The following is a 22605-nucleotide window of genomic DNA, read 5'->3' as shown; positions in this document are numbered from 1 at the left end:
ATGACTATTCTTATAACAAGAAGTAGCTTTTCGCCATGCGAAAAGCTACTTCTTGTTGGGTGATAAGCTACTTTTCGATTAGCGAAAAGTTACTTTTTGATTTAGTCGTGGAGAATTAATGCCGACTGGGCATCTACGATGGCCTTGGAGCCTTTGAGGGTGCCGAGCCCATTCTCATTGATGGTGCCATCGCAGCATACGATGGTGTAGTGGCCATCAGGGATGGTGAGCTCCATGGGCTCCTTGTTGGCATTGAGCACCACGATGATGTTGCGCCAGTCGTCGCGTCCTGCATAGTTCTTCAGACGGAAGGCTACCACACTCTCTGGAGCATCGATAAACTCCAGATGCTTGCGCACCAAGTCGGCATTGCCCAAACGGAAAGCAGGATGATTCTTGCGCAACTGAATCAGGTTCTTATAATAATTGAACACCTGTGGATATTGCTTCAGGTTGTCCCAGTTGAGCTGATTGATGCTGTCGGGCGACTCAAAGCTGTTGTGCACACCTTTCTTATTGCGCAGCAGCTCCTCGCCACTGAGCATGAAAGGCACGCCCTGTGAGGTGAACACGGCTGTCTGTGCCAGCAGGTCGAGCTTGATCAGTTCCTCGGTGGTGATGCCAGGGATGCTGCTCTGCAAGCGGTCCACCAGGCACATGTCGTCGTGACAGCTCACATAGCTGATCATCTGCGTGGGCTCTGTGGCCCAAGGCTCCTTGCTATAGTTCACCTTGGTCATATCCACCTGCGGATGACTGATGGCACCAGCGATACCGAACTTGATGCTCTCCTTATGGCCTGCCAAGCCAGCTAAGAATGCGGGCTGCTTATCGTCGCTGAACGGACCGCGCAGCGCATCGCGAATCTCATCGCTAAAGGCTGCAATAGTTGGCATCTGTGGGATATTGGCCTTCATACCGAGCTTTTCCTGCGGATAGGCACAGCTGCCTGCACTCCAACCCTCGCCATAAATGAAGATGGTGGGATCGATGTCGTTAACAGCCTTTCGGATGGCGTTCATCGTCTCGATGTCGTGAACGCCCATCAGATCGAAACGGAATCCATCGATATGGAATTCGTTAATCCAGTACTTCACGCTCTCAATCATGAACTGGCGCATCATGGGCTTTTCGGATGCAGTCTCGTTGCCACAGCCACTGCCGTTGCTGTACTGGCCATCGGCTGTTTTGCGATAGAAATAGTCGGGATAGGTGCGCTGAAAGTTGGAGTGCTCGATGTCGTAGGTGTGGTTATACACCACGTCGAGAATCACGCGGATGCCAGCCTTGTGCAGCGCCTGCACCATCTGCTTGAACTCGCGGATGCGTACCTCGGGCTTGTAAGGATTGGTGGAATAGCCACCCTCGGGCACATTGTAGTTCACTGGATCGTAGCCCCAGTTGTACTTGTTGTCGCTCAGTCGTGTCTCATCCACCGAACCGTAGTCGTAGCTGGGCAGAATGTGGATGGCATTCACACCTAACGACTTCAGATGGTCGATAGCCCAGGGCTCAGTCAAAGCCATGAACTTGCCTGGATACTGCGCATCCTGACGATTGATAGAGAAGTCGCGATGGTGCATCTCGTAGATAATCAGATCTGCAGGCGATTTTGTGACAGGACGCTCATCACAGCACCAGTGCTCAGGATCGGTGCTGGCCATATTGATGATGGCGCCACGCTTACCGTTGGCACCTACGGCCTTGGCAAAGACACCAGGGCACTCGCCCTTACCCATGTCGAAGGTGTAGAACTTTCCCATCAGGTCGCCCTTGATGGTGGCTGTCCAGCATTCGTTGCCAGTCTTCTGCATTTTTACGCGTTTGATGGCCTTGCCGCCTAGTCCGTCTTTATAGACACGGACAGTAATCTGCTTGGCATCATTGGGTGCAAACAACTGGAACTTGGTTGCTTGAGGTGCATAGCTCACCTCTTTAAACGTCTGTGCTACTACCTGATGGGGTAGTAGCATAGACAACAATCCTGCAAAAATCAATTTCTTCATGCTTTATTTTGCAATAAGTGATACGGCGAAACCTCCACCAGGAGCCTCTGTGAGTTTCAGCACATCCTTGGCTGTTACCACCTTCTTGGTGATGACATAAGCCTGAGGATTCTTCTCGTAGTGAGCATCCTTGGCATCGGCATAGATGGTACAGTCGTATTTACGACCTTTGTCTAAGAAGTTGAGCTTGATGGTGCTCTTGTGTCCGTTCTCATCACATTTGCCACCGATAAACCAGTTGTCGGTGCCCTTGGCCTTGCGGGCTACGGTGATATAGTCGGCAGGCTCGGCCTCCAGGTAGATGCTCTCGTCCCAGTCGCAAGCCACATCACGGATGAACTGGAAGGCATCGTCGAACTTCTCGTAGTTCTCTGGCAGGTCGGCAGCCATCTGCAATGGTGAGTACATGGTGAGATAGAGAGCCAGCGAACCAGCGATGGTGATGCGTGCCCAAGAGTCGTTGTCGCTCCACTCCTTCAGCTTGGTGACGAAGATACCTGGGGTGTAGTCCATCGGACCGCCCTGCAAACGGGTGAATGGCAGAATACAGGTGTGATCGGGGTTAGAACCGCCGAAGGCCTCGTACTCTGTGCCGCGAGCCGACTCGTTACCAACGAGGTTAGGCCATGTACGGCAGATACCGGTGGGGCGTGTTGCCTCGTGGGCGTTGACCATGATATGGTGCTTGGCAGCCTCTTTCACTACATAGAGATAGTGGTTGTTCATCGACTGCGAGTAGTGGTGGTCGCCACGTGGGATGATGTCGCCCACGTAACCGGTCTTCACAGCGTCGTAGCCGTATTTGTTCATCAAGTTGAAAGCCTGCTCCATGTGGCGCTCGTAGTTCTGAGTAGAACTTGAGGTCTCGTGGTGCATCAGCAGTTTCACACCCTTAGAGTGGGCATAGTCGTTGAGCATCTTGATGTCGAAATCAGGATAGGGGGTCACGAAGTCAAACACGTCGCGCTTCCACAGGTTGGCCCAGTCTTCCCAACCAACGTTCCAACCTTCAACCAATACCTCGTCGAGGCCGTTCTTGGCTGCAAAGTCGATATAACGCTTCACCTTCTCGTTGTTGGCACCATGACGACCGTTAGGCTTCACCTTGTTCCAGTCGATCTGGTCGAGCTTGATGCTGGGATATTCGTCGGTATAGTTCCATGAGCTCTTGCCTACGATCATCTCCCACCATACACCGCAGTACTTGGTGGGGTGGATCCATGAGGTGTCCTCAATCTTACAAGGCTCGTTCAGGTTCAGGATGAGGTTGTTCGACAGCATGTCGCGTGCATCGTCTGATACCATCACGGTGCGCCAAGGGGTGTTGCAAGGTGTCTGCATGGCACCCTTCAAGCCTGTAGCATCGGGAGTAAGGTGGCTCACGAAGGTGAAAGGCTGTGGCAAAGGATAGCGTGAAGGAGCCGGATTTGGGGTATAGGCATTAGTAAAGCCTTTCAGCTCCTGTGAGAGGTGCTTGGTCTGAGCATCCACCAGCTCCAGATGCATGGTGGCATAGTCCAGACAGGCTGCCTCATGGATATTGATGTAAAGACCATCGTCGCTCTTCATCTGCAGCGATGTCTGCACGCCCGTCTCTGAGAATACGGCTACCGAGGAGTTGTACCAGTTGACAGCCTCGTTGAAACGTCCACGAATGCCTGAGAGCTTGGTCTCCTGTGTCACCTGCTCCTGGGTGTCGTAATCGCCAGGCAGCCACCAGGCAGTGTGATCGCCTGCCATGGCAAACTCTGTGCGCTCCTCTTCAATCAGGAAGTAGTTGAGCTCTTTCTGCTGAGGGAACTCGTAACGGAATCCGATACCATCGTCATAGACACGGAAACGGATGAGCATCTGGCGCTTAGCTGATGGCTGATCCAACGTTACTGCCAGTTCGTTGTAATGGTTGCGAATGTTCTTGGTTTCGCCCCATACTGGCTGCCAGGTCTCGTCGAAGGTAGAGGTTTCTTCCTTGGCGATAGCGAAGCCGTCCATCAGGTCGGTCTCGTTGGTCCACTTGGATGAGTGGCGGTCCTTAGCCAGCTCCAGTCCGAGATGAGAAGGCTTGATGACGGCACATCCCTTGTAGGTCATCTCATAGACAGGGCGACCAGTGTTGTCAACAGAAAACTTTAATTCAATGTTGCCGTTAGGCGATTTTACATTGCCGGCGATGGCCATCAGTGGCAGCAAAGCCAGCGATAAGAGTAACTTTTTCATTTATTTTCTTCCGCTTTGAATAATTAATGTGCTGATTTCGTTATTGAAGTCGTCGGCTTGCAGCAACTGCTCGATGGTGAGGTGCATGCGGTAACGCCAGTAGTGGCGTGGATTGGCCGGGATGTTGATGCGCTCGGCATTCTGGTCGGGTAGGCGAAGGCCCTCGTCGATGCTCAGCCAATCCTGCAAAGACAGCAGACAGAGCATTGAAGGCGATGTGAGGTGACGGCTCACAATGTCCTTGGCCAACCAACCTGGCAGTGGGTGAGGGGCTGCACCACCACGACGAAGTGTGGTGTTGTAGTAGCTCTGTGTCTGCTCCTCGTCCTCGTCCCACCATTGGCGCAATGTTGACATATCGTGGGTAGAGATGGTATCTACTGAGCGATAGGGGTTATGCGACAGTTTGCCGAAGCGTGTAGTCGGATCCTTTGGCATCGACTGGATTTCGAGGCTCAGGATGCGCAGTTCGTTCATCACCCAGGGTACGCAATCGGGCACCATACCCAGGTCTTCGGCACATACCAGCATGCGTGTGGCCTGTGTCAAACGTGGCATCTTCTTCATCGCTTCGGTGTACCAGAACTGGTTGTTGCGGCGATAGAAGTAGTCGTTGTACAAACGATTGAACACGAACTTATCGTTGTCCCAAAGGGCTTCGTAGATAAAGTCGTTCTGAACGCCGATACGGGGATGGAACTTGTCCTTGTTCTTGCGATCGCGCACAAAGAGCACATCGCTGATGAGGGCATACAGACCATCACGGAGATTCAAATCTGCCTCGCCGGTCTTACCCCTAAAGGCAGCCTCTACCTTGCGCTGGGTGTCGTATTCGGGCTTCATCTGCCAGATATCATCATGTGCATGATCCAGGAATGTGTCTTTGACGTACTGAGCACGCTCGCCAAAGATGCGCTCCAGTGTCCAGTCGGCAATGAATGGCTTGGTGAACAACTCCTCCTGGAAGTGCAGACCATAGGCCTCAATCTCCTCGCGGGTCATACCCAATGAAGGCGAGAACTGACCTAACAGACCGTGAACGGCATCGATAGGAATCTCCCAGATACGGAAGAAGCCTAATACGTGGTCGATGCGATAAGCATCGAAGTACTCTGCCATCTTGCGGAAACGGCGAACCCACCAAGAGCAGCCGTCTTCGAGCATAGCATCCCAGTTGTAGGTGGGGAATCCCCAGTTCTGACCGTTGGCTGAGAAAGCATCAGGTGGTGCACCTGCCTGACCGTTCAGGTTGAAGTACTTTGGTTCTACCCATGCCTCTACACCATCGCGACTGATGCCGATGGGGATATCGCCCTTCAGCACCACGCGCTTCTTGCGGGCATAAGCATGGGCGGCACGCATCTGCTGATCGAGGTTGAACTGTACATAGTACCAGAAGGCCACCTCTTTATATAACTTAGTTGTTGACTTGCTCATGGCCTCGCGCTCGCTGTCGGGCAACTCATGATGGTCGGGCCAGTCCTGGAATGTGGCTGTGCCGTATAGATCACGGTAATGACAGAAAGCGGCATAAGGTACCAGCCACTCCTTGTTCTGCTCGAAGAACTGCTTAAAGGCTGCCGTCTTCATCGTCTTGGCACCTTCCTGAGCAAAGATGGCATGCAGATAGTCCATCTTAGCGTTGTTCACACGCTCATAGTCGATTTGTGGCAGGGCGTTCAGCGATTTACGCAGAACCTCGTACTCCTGGCGCAGCTTCTCGTCCTTAAGCTGAGGCAGCTGGCGCAAATCGGTGTATTGCGGATGCAGTGCATAGATGCTGATAGAGTTGTAGGGATATGAATCCTGCCAGGTGTGGGTGATATTGGTATCGTTGATGGGCAGCACCTGCAGTACGCGCTGCTTGGTCTTGTCGCACCAGTCAATCATCAGCTTCAGGTCGCCGAAGTCGCCAACACCAAAGCTGCCCTCACTGCGTAAAGAGAAGATAGGGATAACGGTACCGGCACCCTTCCAAGGATAGACAGGGAAGTAGGCCTGCGACAGTTCATAGACAACGACCTCGCCATCTGCCATCTGGGGCAGCTCTACAGTACGGTTCATACCGTTCTCCCACAGTGGGGTAACATCTACTTTCTCGTCGAGGGCAACGAATTTGAACTCGATGGTACGAGGGAGTTTGTCGGCGTCAAGACTGATAACCCATTCGTTGTTTTCGTGTTCTGCCATATCAATGGCACGCTTAGCCTCCCAGTTGCCTAAGGTCTCGCCGCCACCAATCAGTGCCAGGCGCTCGTTGTTGCGCAGCTGTGGGGCACGAACCTTCAGACGTACGGTCTTGCCATAGGATGTCAGGTTGCTCATTTTTTGTGTACGGGCGGCCACACATTCGGTAAAAGCAGTCGAGTACATATACGAATCCTCTGGGATATCAATCCAGTGGTCGTAAACCATATAACGGGCTCCCTTGGCTGCAGCAAACTCCAAACGGTGTGGAATAACCAGCCACTCGTGACGCTGCTCATGGTCGCCGCGCATCACGGTATAATAATAGTCGATGTGGGCAGCCGATTTCTCTGCCTTATTCATTTCGCACATCCAGTGCAGCCCATCCTGGGTTGTCATCTTGTGCTCTTCCGTCTTGCCATCCGTTAGGATGTTCAGTGCCAGCTCTTCGCCGAAGATAGTCTGGTACTCCAGGTTGAAAGTGATCTTCATACCAACTTGCTTTTAGTTATTTTTGGCAAAAGTACAAAAATAACCCGTTCGGTGTTTCCAAACGGGCTTGTAATTGATAGTTTCTCGATGCAAACGATTGCATGCAAGAAACTCTGCTTATCGGGGGAGTGTCATGACGAATCTGGCGCCAGGATTAAAGTCGGTATCCAGTTGTATATCGCCTCCCATTCGGCGGGCCATACTACGTGCTACGGTTAGTCCGATACCAGTGCCTTCGTAATAGGCGTCGAGCTGTACAAACTCGTCGAAGATGTGCTCAGCTTCCTTGGCTGGAACGCCTATACCATTGTCTTCGATTGCGAACTGTACACTGCTGGGCAGGGCCTCTATATGCAGTTTTACATGTTGATCGGCACTTTTTGCACTGAATTTGCGCGCATTGTCGAGTAACAAAGTCAGGGCACGAACAGCTGCCTGCATATTTGTCTTCAGTAGAATCTTCTCTACCTCAGGCTGTATCTCCAGATCAAACGTCAGTGAGGGATTATCGGCAATCATACTTTGGGCGATGGCCTCGCTGGCAATCTTGTTAGGCGATACCTTATCGGTTCGATCAATCACGTTACGACTGTTGGCATCGCTCAGTTCCAACATCTTGTTAACCAGACCGGTAATACGTTCGGTATTGGTTACAATGTCGTTGGCAATCTGCTTCTTCTCGTCCTCGCCTAACTCTAAGTCTGGAGTGGTGAGTATCTGTGTAAAGCCACTCAGGATATTCAATGGGGTACGTATCTCGTGCGAAATCTGTTGGATAAAGTGGGTCTTCATCTTCGATGATTCCTCAGCTCTGGCTGTGGCCTCTATCAGCTGGTGGTTGGTTTGCTCCAACTCCATGTGGCTCATTTCCAAGATGTTGTAGTTGGTTTCTAACATAGCGTTAGTGAACTGCAACTTGCGGCGAGAGCGATAGAGGGTAAAGATATAAAGTGAGATGAGTGCCAGGATGATTATAACACTTAGATACCAGATCCACATGGGCACACCATGATGACTAACGCCTTCCTTGATTTCCGAGCCATATATCTTGTCAACCAGTCCTTCGCTGTCCATCTTGGCTATCTCCAGACTGATGGCGTCGATCAGCTCCTTGTTGTGGCCTACATAGCAGTATTCGCGTGGCTGTAGCGAAATCTCCTCTCGAGCCAGACTCTCGAGGCCGTAATGATCGATAAAGTATTTGGCCTGATAACGGTAGCAGATAATGGCATCGTAACGGCCGTTTGCCAGTTCGCGGAACGACTGGTCGAGATCGTTAACTTTTACGCAAGTACCACCTTCGCGCTCCACCAGTTCGGAAATATGGCGTGAGTTCAGGAAGGCAAATGTCTTACCTTTCAGGTTACGGAAGTCAAACGCCTTGTAGTCGCTTTTACGATACACCACCTGGTAGTACAGACGGAAGATAGGACGCGAATAATAGATGGTATCCTTGCGATAGGATGAGTAAACCATCATCGCCAGATCGGTATCGCCGTTAAGCACCGAGGTGGCCACCTTGTTCCACAGGTTGGGCACATAATAGTATTTGATACCCATACGCTTCATCAACTCGCGTGTAAAGTCGATGTCGTAACCATGGGGAAGTCCGTCTTTATCTACCGATTGCAGTGGGGCATAGTTGGCATCCAGACCAATGGTAATCTGGTCTGTAGGTGGCACGAATGCTATTGCTCGCATAGATATACTGCATAGAGTTGTTATCAACAACCCTACAATCCAGTATCTGTCTAGTCTCAATTTAATCACGTGTATTTGTTTTATTAATATAAGTTCTTAATCTTCTTAATCATCAGCCAGCGTAAAGTCTAACTGCTTGCGCTCCAGATTGGCACGGGCTACCTGAATACGTATGGGGTCGCCCAACTGGTACTTGGTGTGATGACGACGACCTACAATCATGTAGTTCTTCTCGTCGAAGTCGTAGTAGTCGTTACCCAGGTCGCGAATAGGTATCATTCCTTCACAGTGGGTCTCGTCAATCTGGGCATAGATACCGTACGACTGGATGCCGCTGATATGTGCATCGTAGGTATTACCAATCTTGTCGGCCATAAACTCTACCATCTTGTACTTGATAGAGTCGCGCTCAGCATTCATGGATATCTGCTCCATGTCGCTGCAGTGCTCGCAGAACTCCTCGTACTTATCCTTGTTGGCCGAACGGGCACCATCCTGATACTTGGTAAGCAGACGGTGAACCATCATGTCAGGATAACGACGGATGGGTGAAGTGAAGTGCGTGTAGTAGTCAAATGCAAGTCCATAGTGACCGATATTGTGTACGCTATACTTGGCTTTCATCATGGCACGCAAAGCAACAGTCTCAATGGCATTCTGCTCGCGTGTACCTTCGGCCTGCGACATCAGGGCGTTAAGCGACTTGGTGATAGCACCCTTGGTACCGGCAGTTTTTACCTTATAGCCGAACTTAGCCACAAACTCGCGCAGATTCTCCAACTTCTGTGGATCTGGTTGGTCGTGAATACGGTAAGGCAGCGTCTTTGCTTTAACACCCTTCTTCACGCGACCGATACTTTCGGCCACCGTTTTATTGGCCAGCAGCATGAATTCCTCAATCAGCTTGTTGGCATCTTTCGACACCTTGAAGTAGGCGCGGATAGGTTTGCCAGTCTCGTCGATATCAAAGTGCAACTCCTCGCGGTCGAACTTTACACTACCGTTCTTGAATCGGGCTTCGCGCAGTTTCTTGGCCAGCGCATCAAGCTTCAACAGGAATTCGGCGTTTTCGCCTTTTCCCTCTTCAATAATCTGTTGAACCTCTTCGTAGGCATAGCGACGGTCGCTCTTAATCACGGTGTGTGCCAGATGCCAATCCTTGATGTTTGCCTCGTCGTCCATCTTGAAGATAACGCTGTAGCACAGTTTTTCCTCGTCGGGGCGCAGCGAACAGATAAAGTTACACAAACGCTCGGGCAGCATAGGGATGGTACGATCCACCAGATAGATACTGGTGGCACGTGCATATGCTTCCTTGTCGATGGTTGAACCCTCTTTTACGTAGTGTGATACATCGGCGATGTGTACGCCAACCTCCCAAAGACCTTTGTCTGTCTTCCTGATACTCAGGGCATCGTCGAAGTCCTTGGCATCCTTGGGGTCGATGGTGCATGTGAATACATCGCGGAAGTCCTCACGGCGAGCAATCTCCTCTGGGGTGATAGCTGCGTCGATCTTCTCGGCAGCCTCTTCTACGTTCTTGGGATACTTATAAGGCAGATTATACTGTGCCAGGATGGCGTGCATCTCAGCATTGTTTTCACCTGTCTTACCCAGAATATCGATGACCTGACCGATGATGTTCTTATGGTCCTGATCGGGCCACTGGATAATCTTTACTACAGCCTTGTCGTCGGTCTTACCTCCCTTCAGCTTACGCTTAGGAATGATGATATCGTGAACAATCGTAGAGTCAGCTGTTACCAGGAAGGCTATATCCTTTTCAACGCGCAGCTTACCAACGATCGTGTCGTGGGCTCGCTTCACAATCTCGATAACCATTGCCTCTTTGATATGCTTATCGCGGCGCGCCATAAGTGATACCTTTACATGGTCGCCATCCATAGCCGACATCGAGTTACGTTCGGCCACAAACACAGGTGTACCACCATCATCAGGCACAAACGAGTTACGTCCGTTAGCTTTTCTGTGGAAGATACCTTCCTGTACCTGAGTCTTCAGGTTTAGTTTATAGGAGTTGTCACTCACTTTCAGCAGGAAATCATCCCACGCCATCTCCTCCATCACATCGATGGCCAGCATCTTGAGAGGATGAGTGTCGAGTTTCAACACCTTGAATATTTGTTTGAACGAGAATGTTTCGTTAGGATTATGTTGAAACAGGTTCTGTAGTAGTTCGCTTACCTGCTTCTTTCCTAAACGTTTTCCACCTTTCTTCTTACCCATAGCTTGTTTTCTTTTTTCTTTCTGCCTGCAAAGATAAGAAAAAAAAGGCACGGATTACACGGATTGACACAGATTTTTTCGTAAAATAGTTAAAATCCGTGTAATCCGTGTAATCCGTGCCTAAAAAATTGTAACTTTGCACGAAAATTTTTAAGATGTATGAAGATATTAGTAACTGGTGCGAGTGGTTTTATCGGCTCGTTTATTGTTGAGGAGGCACTCCGTCGCGGCTTTGATACATGGGCTGCGGTACGTGGCAGTAGCTCTAAGGCTTATCTGCAGGATGAGCGCATCAACTTTATCGAACTGAACCTTTCGTCGAAGGCTCAACTGGTGGAGCAGCTACGTGGTCAGGCATTCGATTATGTGGTACATGCTGCAGGTGTAACTAAGTGCTTGGATAAACAGGATTTCTTCCGTATAAACACCGAGGGAACTAAGAATCTGGTAGATGCACTCGTCGAGGTAGGTATGCCGCTGAAGCGATTGGTGTTTGTAAGCAGCTTGAGCATTTTTGGTGCTATCCGTGAACAGCAGCCTTATCAGGAGATTAAGGAAACCGATACGCCCCAGCCTAATACCGCTTATGGTCGCAGTAAACTGGCCGCTGAGCAGTATCTGGAACAGATGGCCTCGCGCGTACCTTATATAATAGTACGTCCAACTGGTGTTTATGGTCCTCGTGAGAAAGACTATTTTATTATGGCCAAGAGCATTAAGCAGCACTCTGATTTTGCTGTAGGCTACAAGCGTCAGGATATCACCTTTGTATATGTAAAGGATGTGGTTCAGGCCATCTTCCTGGCTTTGGATAAGGGCGAGAACGGTAGAAAGTACTTCTTGAGTGATGGTAAGGTATATCAGAGCGAGACGTTCAGCAATCTGATTCATCAGGAACTGGGATGCCCATGGTGGATTCGAATCAAGGCGCCTATCTGGGTACTGCGTGTGGTAACCTTCTTTGGTGAGTATATCGGACGACTGACAGGTAAGGTAACCGCGCTTAATAACGATAAATATAATATTCTTCGTCAGCGTAATTGGCGTTGTGATATACAGCCCGCTATCAGTGAACTGGGCTATAAGCCTGAGTACGATCTGGAACGTGGCGTGAAAGAAACAATTAAATGGTATCAGGATAACAAATGGTTATAAAAAAGATATTCGAGATAGAAAAGAAACCCCGTAAGGGATTAATGGCATTCGAGTGGGCAGTGATGGCTTATTTGCTGTTTACGTTGCTGCTTATTATGATTACCTTTACCAAATTGCAGAATCCAGGCGAAATGCTTTGGGGACGTGCGCAGGTGGTTATTTCTACTCTGGCACTCTGGTGGGTGTATCGTATGATTCCCTGCCGCCTCACGATGATGTTCCGTGTGGCATTGCAGCTGATACTGCTGTCGTGGTGGTATCCTGATACCTATGATATCAATCAGGTATTCCCTAATCTCGACCATGTGTTTGCCGGTTACGAGCAGCAGCTGTTCCACTTCCAGCCGGCTCTGGTCTTTTCGCAGGTTGTTTCTAATCCGGTGTTCAGCGAGCTGATGCATCTGGGCTATGCCTCGTATTATCCGCTCATAGCCTTGGTAACGCTTTACTATTTCCTGTATCGTTATCAGGAGTTTTCGCGTGTGGTGTTTATCATCTTGGCATCATTCATGCTCTATTATGTCATCTTTGTACTGATGCCCGTTACCGGTCCGCAGTATTACTACTTGGCAGCAGGCGTAGATCAGATAGCACAGGGCAACTTCCCCAATGTGGGCGATTATTTCGCTACCCACACTGAGGCGTTAACCATACCAGGTTGGAAGGATGGCTTCTTCTACCAGTGTGTGGCCAGTGCGCACGCAGCAGGCGAACGTCCTACGGCAGCTTTCCCCAGCAGTCATGTGGGTGTAACCACCATTCTGTTGTTGTTGGCTTGGCATGCCCGTAATCGTAAACTGCTGTGCACATTGTTGCCCTTTTACGTGCTGATGTGTTTCGCAACTGTTTACATTCAGGCGCACTATGCAGTAGATGTGATTGGTGGTTGGATTTCGGCCCTCGTCATCTATGCGTTTTTGTTTTTTTTATCAAAAAAATTTGTTTGATTCGAAAATAATGCTTATCTTTGCAACCGAATAAGTAAGGATAAGACATAATACAACATAGGGATTCCGACACAAGGCGAGTCGGGATTCTTTTCTTTTTTGTCCATCCGAGTAATTAAGAAAATCTTTAAAAATTGAATAGTTATGGCATACATGTCACAAGAAGGCTACGATAAACTGATAGCCGAACTGCAGCGTTTAGAAGGTGTTGAGCGTCCAAAGGCCTCAGCCGCTATTGCCGAGGCCCGTGAAAAGGGTGATTTGAGTGAGAACTCTGAGTACGATGCCGCTAAGGAGGCACAGGCTCACCTTGAGGATAAGATCAATCAGCTGAAGATGACTATCGCCGAAGCAAAGGTGATAGATACCAGCCGTTTGAGCACCGATTCTGTACAGATTCTCTCGAAAGTAGAGATGACTAACCTGACCAATAAGGCCAAGATGACTTACACTATTGTAAGCGAGAGCGAGGCTAACCTGCGTGAGGGTAAGATCTCTATCCAGACTCCTATTGCCCAGGGCTTGCTGAACCATAAGGTGGGTGATGAGGTTGAGGTGAAGATTCCTCGTGGTACTATCAAACTGCGTATCGACAAGATCACTGTTGGTTAATTGATAATTGAAAATTGAAAGGCATGGATATCTTTAGCAAAATCGCAGCTGGCGAGATTCCCAGCTATAAGTGCGCTGAGAACGAGGAGTTCTACGCATTTCTTGATATTAATCCGTTGGTAGAGGGACATACACTGGTTATCCCCCGCCGCGAAGTAGATTACATCTTTGATATGGACGACGACGAGTTGGCTCGCTATCAGGTGTTTGCTAAGCGCGTTGCTCTGGCCATCAAGAAGGCCTTCCCATGCAAAAAGGTAGCACAGGTAGTGCTGGGCCTCGAAGTGCCCCACGCACATATCCACCTCATCCCTATGCAGAGTGAGGCCGATGTTGACTTCCGCCGTGAAAAGCTGAAGCTTACAGAAGATCAGTTTAAGGCTATTGCCGAAAAAATACGTGGTGAGTTTGTGTGATTACACAAACTCATCACCGTATTTAATCCTTACCTCGTTTACATATTTCTTTACCATCGACGAGTTGTCGCTCTTCTTGCAGATGAGTAGCACTCCGTCTTCTTCGGCTACGATATATCCCTCCAGACCGTTGAACACACCCAGTTTTCCTTTAGGTAGCTTGATGATGTTGTTCTTGCAGTCCTCTAGTATCACCTCCGAGTCCATCACCACATTGTCGTCGGGCACTTTGTGCATCACCTCGTAGATGGCATGCCAGGTACCCAGGTCGGCCCATCCAAAGTCGCACTTCATCACATACACGTTGTTGTTGCTCTGCTCCAGAATAGCGTAGTCGAGTGATAGGTTGGGATAGCGTGGATAGTTATCGGCCACAAACTTGGCTTCCTCCTCCTCAGTGTAGTCCGGGTTGTCGTAGCGTAACTCACGCAGTACCGGGGGAAATACATGCTCGAACGTGTCGAGCAAGTGGTAGGCGTTCGAAATGAAGATGCCTGTGTTCCAGTAGAACTCGCCGCTCTCCATAAACATGCGTGCAAACTCGCGTTCGGGCTTCTCGGTGAATGATTTAACCTCGAACACATCAGGCTTGCAGCTCAGGTCGCCCAGCTGTATGTAACCATAGCCAGGCTCGGCACGTGTGGGTTTAACGCCCATAGCCAGCAGCACGTTGTTTCTGGTAACGTAACTGATGCCTACCTCCATGCTGTGTTCAAATGATGACTCGTTCAATATCAGCTGATCGCTGGGCGATACGATGATATTGGCATCTGGTGTATGATGGTGAATACGCATGGCAGCCCAAGCTACACTGGGGGCTGTGTTGCGATGAATAGGCTCTACGATGATGTTCTTTGTACCAACCTCAGGTAGTTGTTCTTTCACCAGTTCCAGATATCCCGCGCATGTACATATTAATATATTATCTTTGGGTAACAATCGGGCAAAACGGTCGTAAGTCGTTTGTAACAAAGTGCGGCCAGTGCCAAAAAGGTCCAAAAACTGTTTAGGGTACTGCTCTCGGCTGACGGGCCATAATCGCTGACCGCGACCCCCTGCCAGAATCACGCAGTAATTTTTATTATTATTTATTTCCATCATTAGGATTTTAGCATTATATTCTACCTGCAAACATACAAATATTTTGCGAAACAAACAAGAAAATCCAAGTTTTTTTTCATTTTCTTTTGGTAATTCAAATAAAAGTCGTATCTTTGCACCCGCTTTAGGAGATTAAGCAGCTAAAACTGTTAAGCCCAGATGGCGGAATCGGTAGACGCGCTGGTCTCAAACACCAGTGGAGCAATCCATCCCGGTTCGATCCCGGGTCTGGGTACCAAGTCCTAAGGCAAGGGAATCTTCGGATTCCCTTTTTTTGTGCCAAAAAGTTAGTAGTTTTTCAGGAAAATGATTACCTTTGCAGCCATGAGAAAGTGTTTTGCGTTTTTTCTGTTGCTGTTGTTGGCTGTTTTGCCTTGCTCTGCTAAGGTGAAAACAACGATAAGTACCCGCGATTTGCAGGTAGATACTACAGGCCAGTCGCTGTGTACCAACCAGTTGCAACAAGCCATCGATCGTTTGGCTAAGAAAGGTGGTGGCACATTGTTGCTGGCGCCAGGACACTATCTTACAGGTGGCTTGATGCTGCGTTCAGGCATTACACTGCAGTTTGATGAGGGTGCTGTGTTGCTTGGTAGCACCAATCCTTACCACTATCAGTCGATGGCTGTTGAAGATACCGACGACCAACGGGGTGATAATGCCTCGATGGCCTTGTTGATGGCAGATGGAGCTGAACACGTTTCTATTTGCGGAAAGGGTGTGATTGATGGGCAGGGCCTGCAGTTGGCCCTGAATATCGATAGTCTGCACCATACAGGCGAACGGGTTGATGCACATTACAACCAGCGTCGCCAACGTCCCGGCGAACTGGCGCGTCCCAAACTCTTTTTCTTTTACCGCTGTAAGAATATTGAGGTCAATGACGTGACATTGAAAAGCAGTGCCAACTGGGGTTTGTCGTTCGATTTATGTCAGCACCTGAAGCTTACCAACCTGACTATCGAGAACCGTGCTTATTGGAATAATGATGGTATCGACTTTACGGATTGCCAGCATGTACTGGTAGCCGATTGCCGTATCAACTCGGCCGATGATGGTGTTTGCTTGAAGTCGTATCACACCCAGAGCGAGTGCCGTGATATAGAGTTGGCTCGTTTGGATATCCGTAGCAGTGCTTCGGCCATCAAGTTCGGTACTGCTTCGTGGGGTGGATTTCGTCAGGTGTATATCCACGATATCAAGGTTCGCGATACGTTCCGTTCGGCCATCGCTATCGAGAGTGTTGATGGTGCTCAGATAGATAGCATCCTTGTGGAGCGTGTTGATGCACGGAACACCGGCAATCCTGTATTTATGCGTTTAGGACAGCGTGCAGGTCAGCGTAAAGGCTCGCTTAAGCATGTTACTATTCGCGATTTTAAGTGTGAGGTTCCTTTCGGTCGTCCCGATGAGGCTTACGACTTGCGAGGCCCTGAAGTGGATTTCTTTCACAATCCCTTCCCCAGTAGCATCTGCGGTATCCCTGGCAATAAAATCCAGGACGTTCTGCTTCAGAATGTCAGCATCCTTTATCCTGGTCGGGCCACCAAAGGTATGGCCTATATTCCCCTTTGGCGTAAAGGCGATGTGCCCGAACAGATACAGAAATATCCGGAGTTTACCATGTTTGGCGAACTCCCGTCATGGGGCTTCTATCTTCGTCATATCGATGGTATAACGCTCCAAAATGTGCAACTGAAGTTAGCGGCCGATGATTTCCGTCCTGCCATTGTTGATGAGGATGTGGACAGGCTGTTGATTGAATAAGAAAATGTCAAAAACTCTACAAAAGATTTTAATTAAATAGATTCGTTATGATTAGGTATACCAAGAAGGAGGAGATATGGAATGCAGCATCACACGGTGGAGGTGTTCTGTTGGGTGTGGTGTTTGGCATTATTTTCCTGATATGGTGCTTCCAGGCCGATAATAACTGGGCCCGAATTGGCGTGATTCTTTACCTGTTTGGTATGCTAGGCTCGTATGCAGCTTCTACCATCTATCACTCCATCAAGCACCACTCAAAATGGAAGGAACGATTACGCAAATGGGACCATGCTGCCATCTACTGGCATATAGCTGGTTCGTACTCGCCTTTAACGTTGGTGGCCCTGCGCGAACAAGGTTATTGGGGATGGAGCCTTTTCTGCTTTGTGTGGGCTTGTGCTATTGCAGGAACCATTATCAGCTTTATCCATTTAAAAGAGCATTCCAACGTCGAAACGTTCTGTTTCGTCGGTATGGGTCTGAGTGTTCTGGTGGCCTTCAAACCCCTGATCGATTCGGTATCAACAGCGGCTGTTGTATGGATTATTGCCGAGGGTGTGAGCTACATCACTGGTGCCGTTTTTTATTCTTTGAATAAGACCAAGTATATGCACTCCGTTTTCCACTTTTTTGTGCTTGCTGGTAGCATTTGTCACATCATTGCCGTGTGGGATGTGCTGATGGAGTACTTATAATGGTTAAAAGTTCGGGGTTTTTTTGGTCGTTTCGCTAAAAAGTAGTAATTTTGCACGCAAATTTGCAAATTTAATCTATCATATGGCATATACACGTATCACAGCTGCCGAGGCTGCAGCATTGATTAAGAATGGCGAGAACATCGCCATGAGTGGTTTTACACCCGCAGGTGTAGCCAAGGCAACAACAAAAGAGTTGGCTAAAATTGCTGTAGCTGAGCATGAGGCTGGTCGCGAGTTTAAGGTAGGTATCTTTACCGGTGCTTCTACTGGTCAGAGTACCGATGGCGACTTGGCAAATGCGCAGGCCATTAAGTATCGTGCCCCTTATACCACTAATCCCGATTTCCGTAAGCATGTTAATTTGGGTGAGATTCCCTATAACGACCTGCACCTGAGTCATATGGCACAGGAGCTGCGTTACGGTTTCTATGGCGATGTGGATTGGGCTATCCTCGAGGTGTGCGACATCGAAGAGGTTGGCAACGACTATCACGTGTATCTCACTGCTGCAGGTGGTATCTCACCCACAGCAGCCCGTTTGGCTAAGAAGGTTATTCTCGAGCTCAACTCGTTCCACAATCCCAACGCCAAGTTTATTCACGACGTGTATGAGCCACTTGATCCTCCTTACCGCAAGGCTATCCCCATTGAGCACGTAGGCGACCGTATTGGTAAGCCCTATGTAAGCATTCCTAAGGACAAGGTGGTAGGAGTTGTAGAGTGCAACATTCCCGACGAGGCCCGTGCCTTTAAGGATAGCGATCCTGTAACCGAAAAGATTGGTTTCCTGACTGCCGAGTTCCTGGTAGAGGAGATGCACAAAGGTCGTATCCCTCAGGAGTTCCTGCCATTGCAGAGTGGTGTAGGTTCAACAGCCAACGCTATTCTTGGTGCACTCGGTGAGGACAAGCACGTGCCTAACTTCAATATCTATACCGAGGTGATTCAGAACTCAGTAATCGATATGATGTTGAACGGACGTGTAAAAGATGCATCGGCTTGCTCGCTCACTGTATCTAACGATTGCCTGATGCAGGTTTACGACAATATGGACTACATGAAGCAGCACCTGACACTGCGCCAGAGCGAGATCAGTAACTCGCCTGAGCTTATCCGTAGATTAGGTGTGATTGCTATTAATACGGCTATCGAGGCCGACCTTTATGGTAACGTAAACTCTACCCACATCAGTGGTGTGAAGATGATGAACGGTATTGGTGGTAGCGGCGACTTTATCCGCAATGCCTACCTCTCTATCTTCACCTGTCCTTCGATTGCTAAGGGTGGTGTCATCAGTTCTATCGTGCCATTCGTTAGTCACCAGGACTCTTCGGAGCACGATGTTAATATCATCGTAACCGAGCAGGGTGTGGCCGACTTGCGTGGTAAGAGCCCTGCCCAGCGTGCAGAGTGTATTATCGAGAACTGCGCACATCCCGACTATAAGCAGCTGTTGTGGGATTACCTGAAGATTGCTAAGATGGGACAGACCCGTCATTGCCTCACTGCTGCATTTGCCATGCACGACACACTGGCTCGTAAGGGCGACATGAAACTGACTGACTTTGCTGAATATGTGAAATAAAAAACAATGGACTAATTATTAATATATGAGAGATTTTAAAAAATGGCAATTTAGGATTACCTTAATCCTTACTGCTGCAATCCTGATGTCGTGTGGCGGCAATTCGCGCTCATGGAAGGGAAACAGTAAGTCGGCTAAGGATTCGCTGAAGGTAAGTGCCATAGACAGTATGATTGTAGCTGTTGAGGAAGCAAAGGATTATGAACGTAAGTTTGCTTTGGCCGACAGTTTAGAAAAGACAGGCGACATCAGTCCTGTAAAGGCAAATTATTGGCGTGGTACTGCTTTGCGCAGCCTGAAGAAAAAAGCAGCCTCTGAGGCATACTTCAAGAAAGCCTTGGAAGTAGAGGATTTACAGGAAAAGGATGTGCTCTATTATAGCCGTTCGGCTCGCGTGCTGGCGCAGATGCTTTCGGTTAAGAACGACTACGAGGCAACGCTTCGTGTAGCAACACCTGCCGTACAGAAACTGGCAGGACATCCCAAGGCACAGTCGGGCGATCTGGCTGTTCTCTATTATGTAATCGGTTCGGCCCAGATGTATCTTGGTCACGTCGAGGATGCTTCTGAGAGTTACGAGAAATCCTTCGAGCAGTATATGAAATCTATCTCGAAGAAAGATACCAACGGTTCACGTATCCGTTCGGCCATTACCGGTATTAACAATATTACCGTGGCCTGTCTGAATACCCAGCACTATAAGGAGGGTAAGAAGTGGAACGACCGTACCGACTCTCTGCTGTATGTGTATCGCTTGCGTCCGGATGCCGACTCTGAGGTTTGCGACCACTATCGCGCTCGTATCCGTTTGTTCAACGCTTTGACTGCCTATGAGTTCGGTCATCGTGCCGAGGCAGATGCCAGCTTTGCTGCCTTCCAGAAAACTGATTATGCAGCTACCGAGCAGGGAAAGTTGGATGCTAACGACTATCTGATGAAGGCTCATCGTTTCGAGGAGGCTGCTAAGAACTTCCGTACGCTCGATCACTGGGTTGATGTCCGTGACATGAAGATGAATCTTGATAATATCTCGATGTATCTCATTCCTAAGTATCGTGCCAATATCGGTGCTGGCCGTAAGGATTCGGCTATTTACGTAGCCAATCAGATTGTAAACGCATACGATTCGGCCCTTGTATGGTCAAAGCGTGATGATACAGCCGAGATGGCAACCATCTACGAAACCCATCAGAAGGAAGAAGAACTGGCTCGCAGTCAGTGGGAGCTTGAGAAGCGTGGACATGATATTGCCCGTCAGCGTATGATCAGCTTCGGTATTGGAATCCTGCTGCTCACAGGCTTCCTGGGCTTCTATACACTTAACAAGCGTAAGGCCTTTAAGCTGTTGCAGGATGCCTACGATCAGCTTGAGGAGGCTACTTCGGCCCGTGAGCGTATCGAGAGTGAGTTGCGTATTGCGCGCGATATCCAGATGTCGATGATTCCGGCCTCTAACCTTGAGAGCGAGGGTTTGGATCTGTTTGCATCGATGACGCCTGCCAAGGAGGTTGGTGGTGACCTTTACGACTACTTCCTTGAGAAGGATCACCTTTACATTGCTATCGGCGACGTATCTGGTAAGGGTGTGCCTGCCTCGCTGTTCATGGCTCAGGTTATCCGCCTGTTCCGTGCCATGGCTAAGCAGCACTACACGCCTGCTGATATTTGTACCCGCATCAACAACGAGTTGACCGAGAATAACGAGAACGGTATGTTCATCACCATGTTCATTGGTTTGATCGACCTGAATAGCGGTCGTCTCGACTTCTGTAACGCAGGTCATAATCCTCCCGTACTGGGTGGCGATGCTGATGGTGGTAACTTCCTGAAGATGGTTCCAAACGCACCTATCGGTTTGTGGCAGGGCCTCGAGTTCGAGGGTGAGTATATCGATAGCATCAAGGGTAAGCCTCTCTTCATCTATACCGATGGTTTGAACGAGGCCGAGAACCCCGATCTGGTTCGCTTTGGCGATGATCACATGCTGGATGTTCTCCGTCATACCGAGTTTGCTAACGCCATGCAGGTGGTTGAGAGCTTGAAGCGTCAGGTAGAGGAGCACCGTCAGGGTGCCGATCCTAACGACGACCTCACTATGATGTGCCTGAAGGTAGGATAATCCGTAAAATTATATACCGATATCATCAAAAGTACCGCAACGCGTTGCGGTACTTTTTTGCGTATATGCGCTTGCATTTTTAGCAAAAAATGTTCATATTTGCAATACCAAAACAACACAAATATTCATATAATAGGTCATTTGATGGTATCACAATAGGGTTGTCTTGTTGCACATATCATTAAATTTAATTAGTTAGATAAGGTCACCGGCTTGTGAAAGTCGGTGACCCATCTAACTGGGGAAAGCAACGCGTTGCGCAAATTTTTTTGATGTGTTGCGCCTATTATTTACGCAAAAATATGTATTTTTGTGCTGACTAACATTATACAACGACTTAGATGAAAAGAATTTCGCAGCGAGAAATCGCTAACTTATTGGGTGTCAACGTCTCTACCGTATCTCGTGCTTTGCGAGGTCTCGAAGGCGTTAGCCAGGAATTACGTCAGAAAATTCTTAGTCTTGCCAAGGAGCAGGGCTACCGTCCCAATCCCTTTGCCGTGAGTTTGCGTTACGATACAACCCGTACCATAGGTGTTGTGGTGCCCGATGTGTCGTTTAACCATTATGCCCAGATCGTCAAGCGTATTGAGGCCGAAGCCCGAAAGATAGGTTATATGTGTATCATCACCGATTCGAACGACAAATACGAGAATGAGAAGAACTGTCTCGAGCTGTTGGTGAATATGCATGTAGAGGGTATTATCTTATGCCTGGCTCAGGAAACCACCGACTTCTCTCATATTCAGCATCTAAAGAAGATTCATATGCCTGTAGTGCTGTTTGACAGAGATGCTGATATCGATATCTCGTCGGTAGTTATCAACGATGTTGAATCAGCTCGTGAAGTTACTTGCAGGTTGATTGACGGTGGTGCCAAGCGTATTGCTTTCCTGGGTGGTCCTAACCGCCTGAAGCAGACGGCCGATCGCAAGCATGGCTATCTTGAGGCTCTGCGCGAACGTGGAATACCTATCCGCAAGGAGTTGGTAAAGTGTGATTTTCTAAGCTTCAGTTCTGGTTTCTCGAATACTACCGAGTTGCTTGATATGCACGACCGTCCTGATGCCATTGTTGCCAGTCATGGTTTGCTGACCCTTTCGTCAATGAAGGCCATCGAGGCTCGTGGGATGAATGTTCCCAATGATATCTCAGTTGTGGGTTATATGAGCGATTGGATTTCGGAGGTATTAACCCCTCGTGTATCGTTTGTTAAGCAGAACCAGAAAGAGATGGGCATCAAGGCCTTTAAACTGCTGCACGACCAGATGGATGGCGACACCTGTGTGCAGCATGTCATCGTAAAAGCCCGACTGGAGTTGCGCGACAGTACCCGATGACAACCAACATAAAAT

At 48.9% G+C, this 22605-nt stretch carries 15 protein-coding genes and 1 tRNA gene; 10 read left to right on the top strand and 6 right to left on the bottom strand.

The genetic code is table 11. The features are described 5' to 3' along the window. Nucleotides 1-101: 101 nt before the first annotated feature. From pulA to rnr, 5 genes are all read right to left on the bottom strand, one after another. Entirely contained in the window at nt 102-1973 is a 1872-nt protein-coding gene (pulA, locus tag BLR73_RS06250) for a type I pullulanase (RefSeq protein ID WP_176763655.1), read from the bottom strand. Nucleotides 1974-2009: 36 nt separating this feature from the next. Beyond that, nucleotides 2010-4223 carry a glycoside hydrolase family 97 protein gene (locus tag BLR73_RS06245; protein ID WP_091860228.1) on the bottom strand — a complete coding sequence of 738 codons (2214 nt, stop codon included), beginning with the start codon at nt 4221-4223 and terminating at the stop codon, nt 2010-2012. Then, nucleotides 4224-6902 (bottom strand): 4-alpha-glucanotransferase, encoded by a 2679-nt coding sequence (locus BLR73_RS06240; RefSeq protein ID WP_091860226.1) that lies wholly within the window; start codon nt 6900-6902, stop codon nt 4224-4226. A 117-nt stretch (nt 6903-7019) separates the two neighbouring features. Continuing rightward, nucleotides 7020-8603 (bottom strand): ATP-binding protein, encoded by a 1584-nt coding sequence (locus tag BLR73_RS06235; RefSeq protein ID WP_091860223.1) that lies wholly within the window; start codon nt 8601-8603, stop codon nt 7020-7022. Between the two features lie 105 nt (nt 8604-8708). Continuing rightward, nucleotides 8709-10850: a ribonuclease R gene (gene rnr / locus BLR73_RS06230; protein ID WP_013064580.1), complete on the bottom strand. Its 2142-nt coding sequence runs from the start codon at nt 10848-10850 to the stop codon at nt 8709-8711. A 159-nt stretch (nt 10851-11009) separates the two neighbouring features. Here rnr and BLR73_RS06225 point away from each other — a divergent pair, with 159 nt between their 5' ends. The 4 genes from BLR73_RS06225 (at nt 11010) to BLR73_RS06210 (ending at nt 13980) form a co-directional block, all read left to right on the top strand. Then, on the top strand, nt 11010-12005 hold the full coding sequence (locus BLR73_RS06225) for an NAD-dependent epimerase/dehydratase family protein (RefSeq protein WP_013063410.1): 996 nt from the start codon (nt 11010-11012) through the stop codon (nt 12003-12005). After that, the gene (locus BLR73_RS06220) at nt 11996-12952 is read left to right on the top strand and encodes a phosphatase PAP2 family protein (RefSeq protein ID WP_091860220.1); all 957 of its coding nucleotides are present in this window, start codon (nt 11996-11998) and stop codon (nt 12950-12952) included. The genes BLR73_RS06225 and BLR73_RS06220 overlap by 10 nt, the downstream gene beginning before the upstream one ends. Nucleotides 12953-13096: 144 nt before the next feature. Next, nucleotides 13097-13564 (top strand): transcription elongation factor GreA, encoded by a 468-nt coding sequence (greA, locus tag BLR73_RS06215; RefSeq protein WP_013064600.1) that lies wholly within the window; start codon nt 13097-13099, stop codon nt 13562-13564. Nucleotides 13565-13587: 23 nt separating this feature from the next. After that, nucleotides 13588-13980 (top strand): HIT family protein, encoded by a 393-nt coding sequence (locus tag BLR73_RS06210; protein ID WP_013064248.1) that lies wholly within the window; start codon nt 13588-13590, stop codon nt 13978-13980. Here BLR73_RS06210 and BLR73_RS06205 read toward each other — a convergent pair whose 3' ends face one another. After that, nucleotides 13981-15078: a mannose-1-phosphate guanylyltransferase gene (locus BLR73_RS06205; protein WP_091861228.1), complete on the bottom strand. Its 1098-nt coding sequence runs from the start codon at nt 15076-15078 to the stop codon at nt 13981-13983. It abuts the gene before it with no gap. 156 nt (nt 15079-15234) lie between these two features. On the opposite strand from BLR73_RS06205, the gene BLR73_RS06200 reads away from it, so the two are divergent. The 6 genes from BLR73_RS06200 (at nt 15235) to BLR73_RS06175 (ending at nt 22590) form a co-directional block, all read left to right on the top strand. After that, nucleotides 15235-15319 (top strand) — tRNA-Leu (locus BLR73_RS06200). A gap of 149 nt (nt 15320-15468) precedes the next feature. Beyond that, a complete protein-coding gene (locus BLR73_RS06195) occupies nt 15469-16848 on the top strand; it encodes a glycoside hydrolase family 28 protein (RefSeq protein WP_233456478.1) in 1380 nt (459 codons plus the stop codon). Nucleotides 16849-16895: 47 nt separating this feature from the next. After that, nucleotides 16896-17543, top strand: coding sequence for a PAQR family membrane homeostasis protein TrhA (locus BLR73_RS06190; protein WP_028906842.1), 648 nt, complete (start codon nt 16896-16898; stop codon nt 17541-17543). 82 nt (nt 17544-17625) lie between these two features. After that, nucleotides 17626-19131, top strand: coding sequence for a succinate CoA transferase (locus BLR73_RS06185; RefSeq protein ID WP_091860216.1), 1506 nt, complete (start codon nt 17626-17628; stop codon nt 19129-19131). A 25-nt stretch (nt 19132-19156) separates the two neighbouring features. Further along, entirely contained in the window at nt 19157-21250 is a 2094-nt protein-coding gene (locus tag BLR73_RS06180; protein ID WP_143010892.1) for a PP2C family protein-serine/threonine phosphatase, read from the top strand. Nucleotides 21251-21591: 341 nt separating this feature from the next. After that, complete coding sequence (locus BLR73_RS06175; RefSeq protein WP_091860213.1) at nt 21592-22590, top strand: LacI family DNA-binding transcriptional regulator; 999 nt, start codon at nt 21592-21594, stop codon at nt 22588-22590. Nucleotides 22591-22605 lie beyond the last annotated feature (15 nt).

Source organism: Prevotella sp. khp1 (assembly GCF_900102205.1).
GTDB classification, from domain to species: domain Bacteria; phylum Bacteroidota; class Bacteroidia; order Bacteroidales; family Bacteroidaceae; genus Prevotella; species Prevotella ruminicola.
The sequence above is the reverse complement of the archived record's forward strand: the minus strand, read 5'-3'. Positions and strand labels throughout refer to the sequence as shown.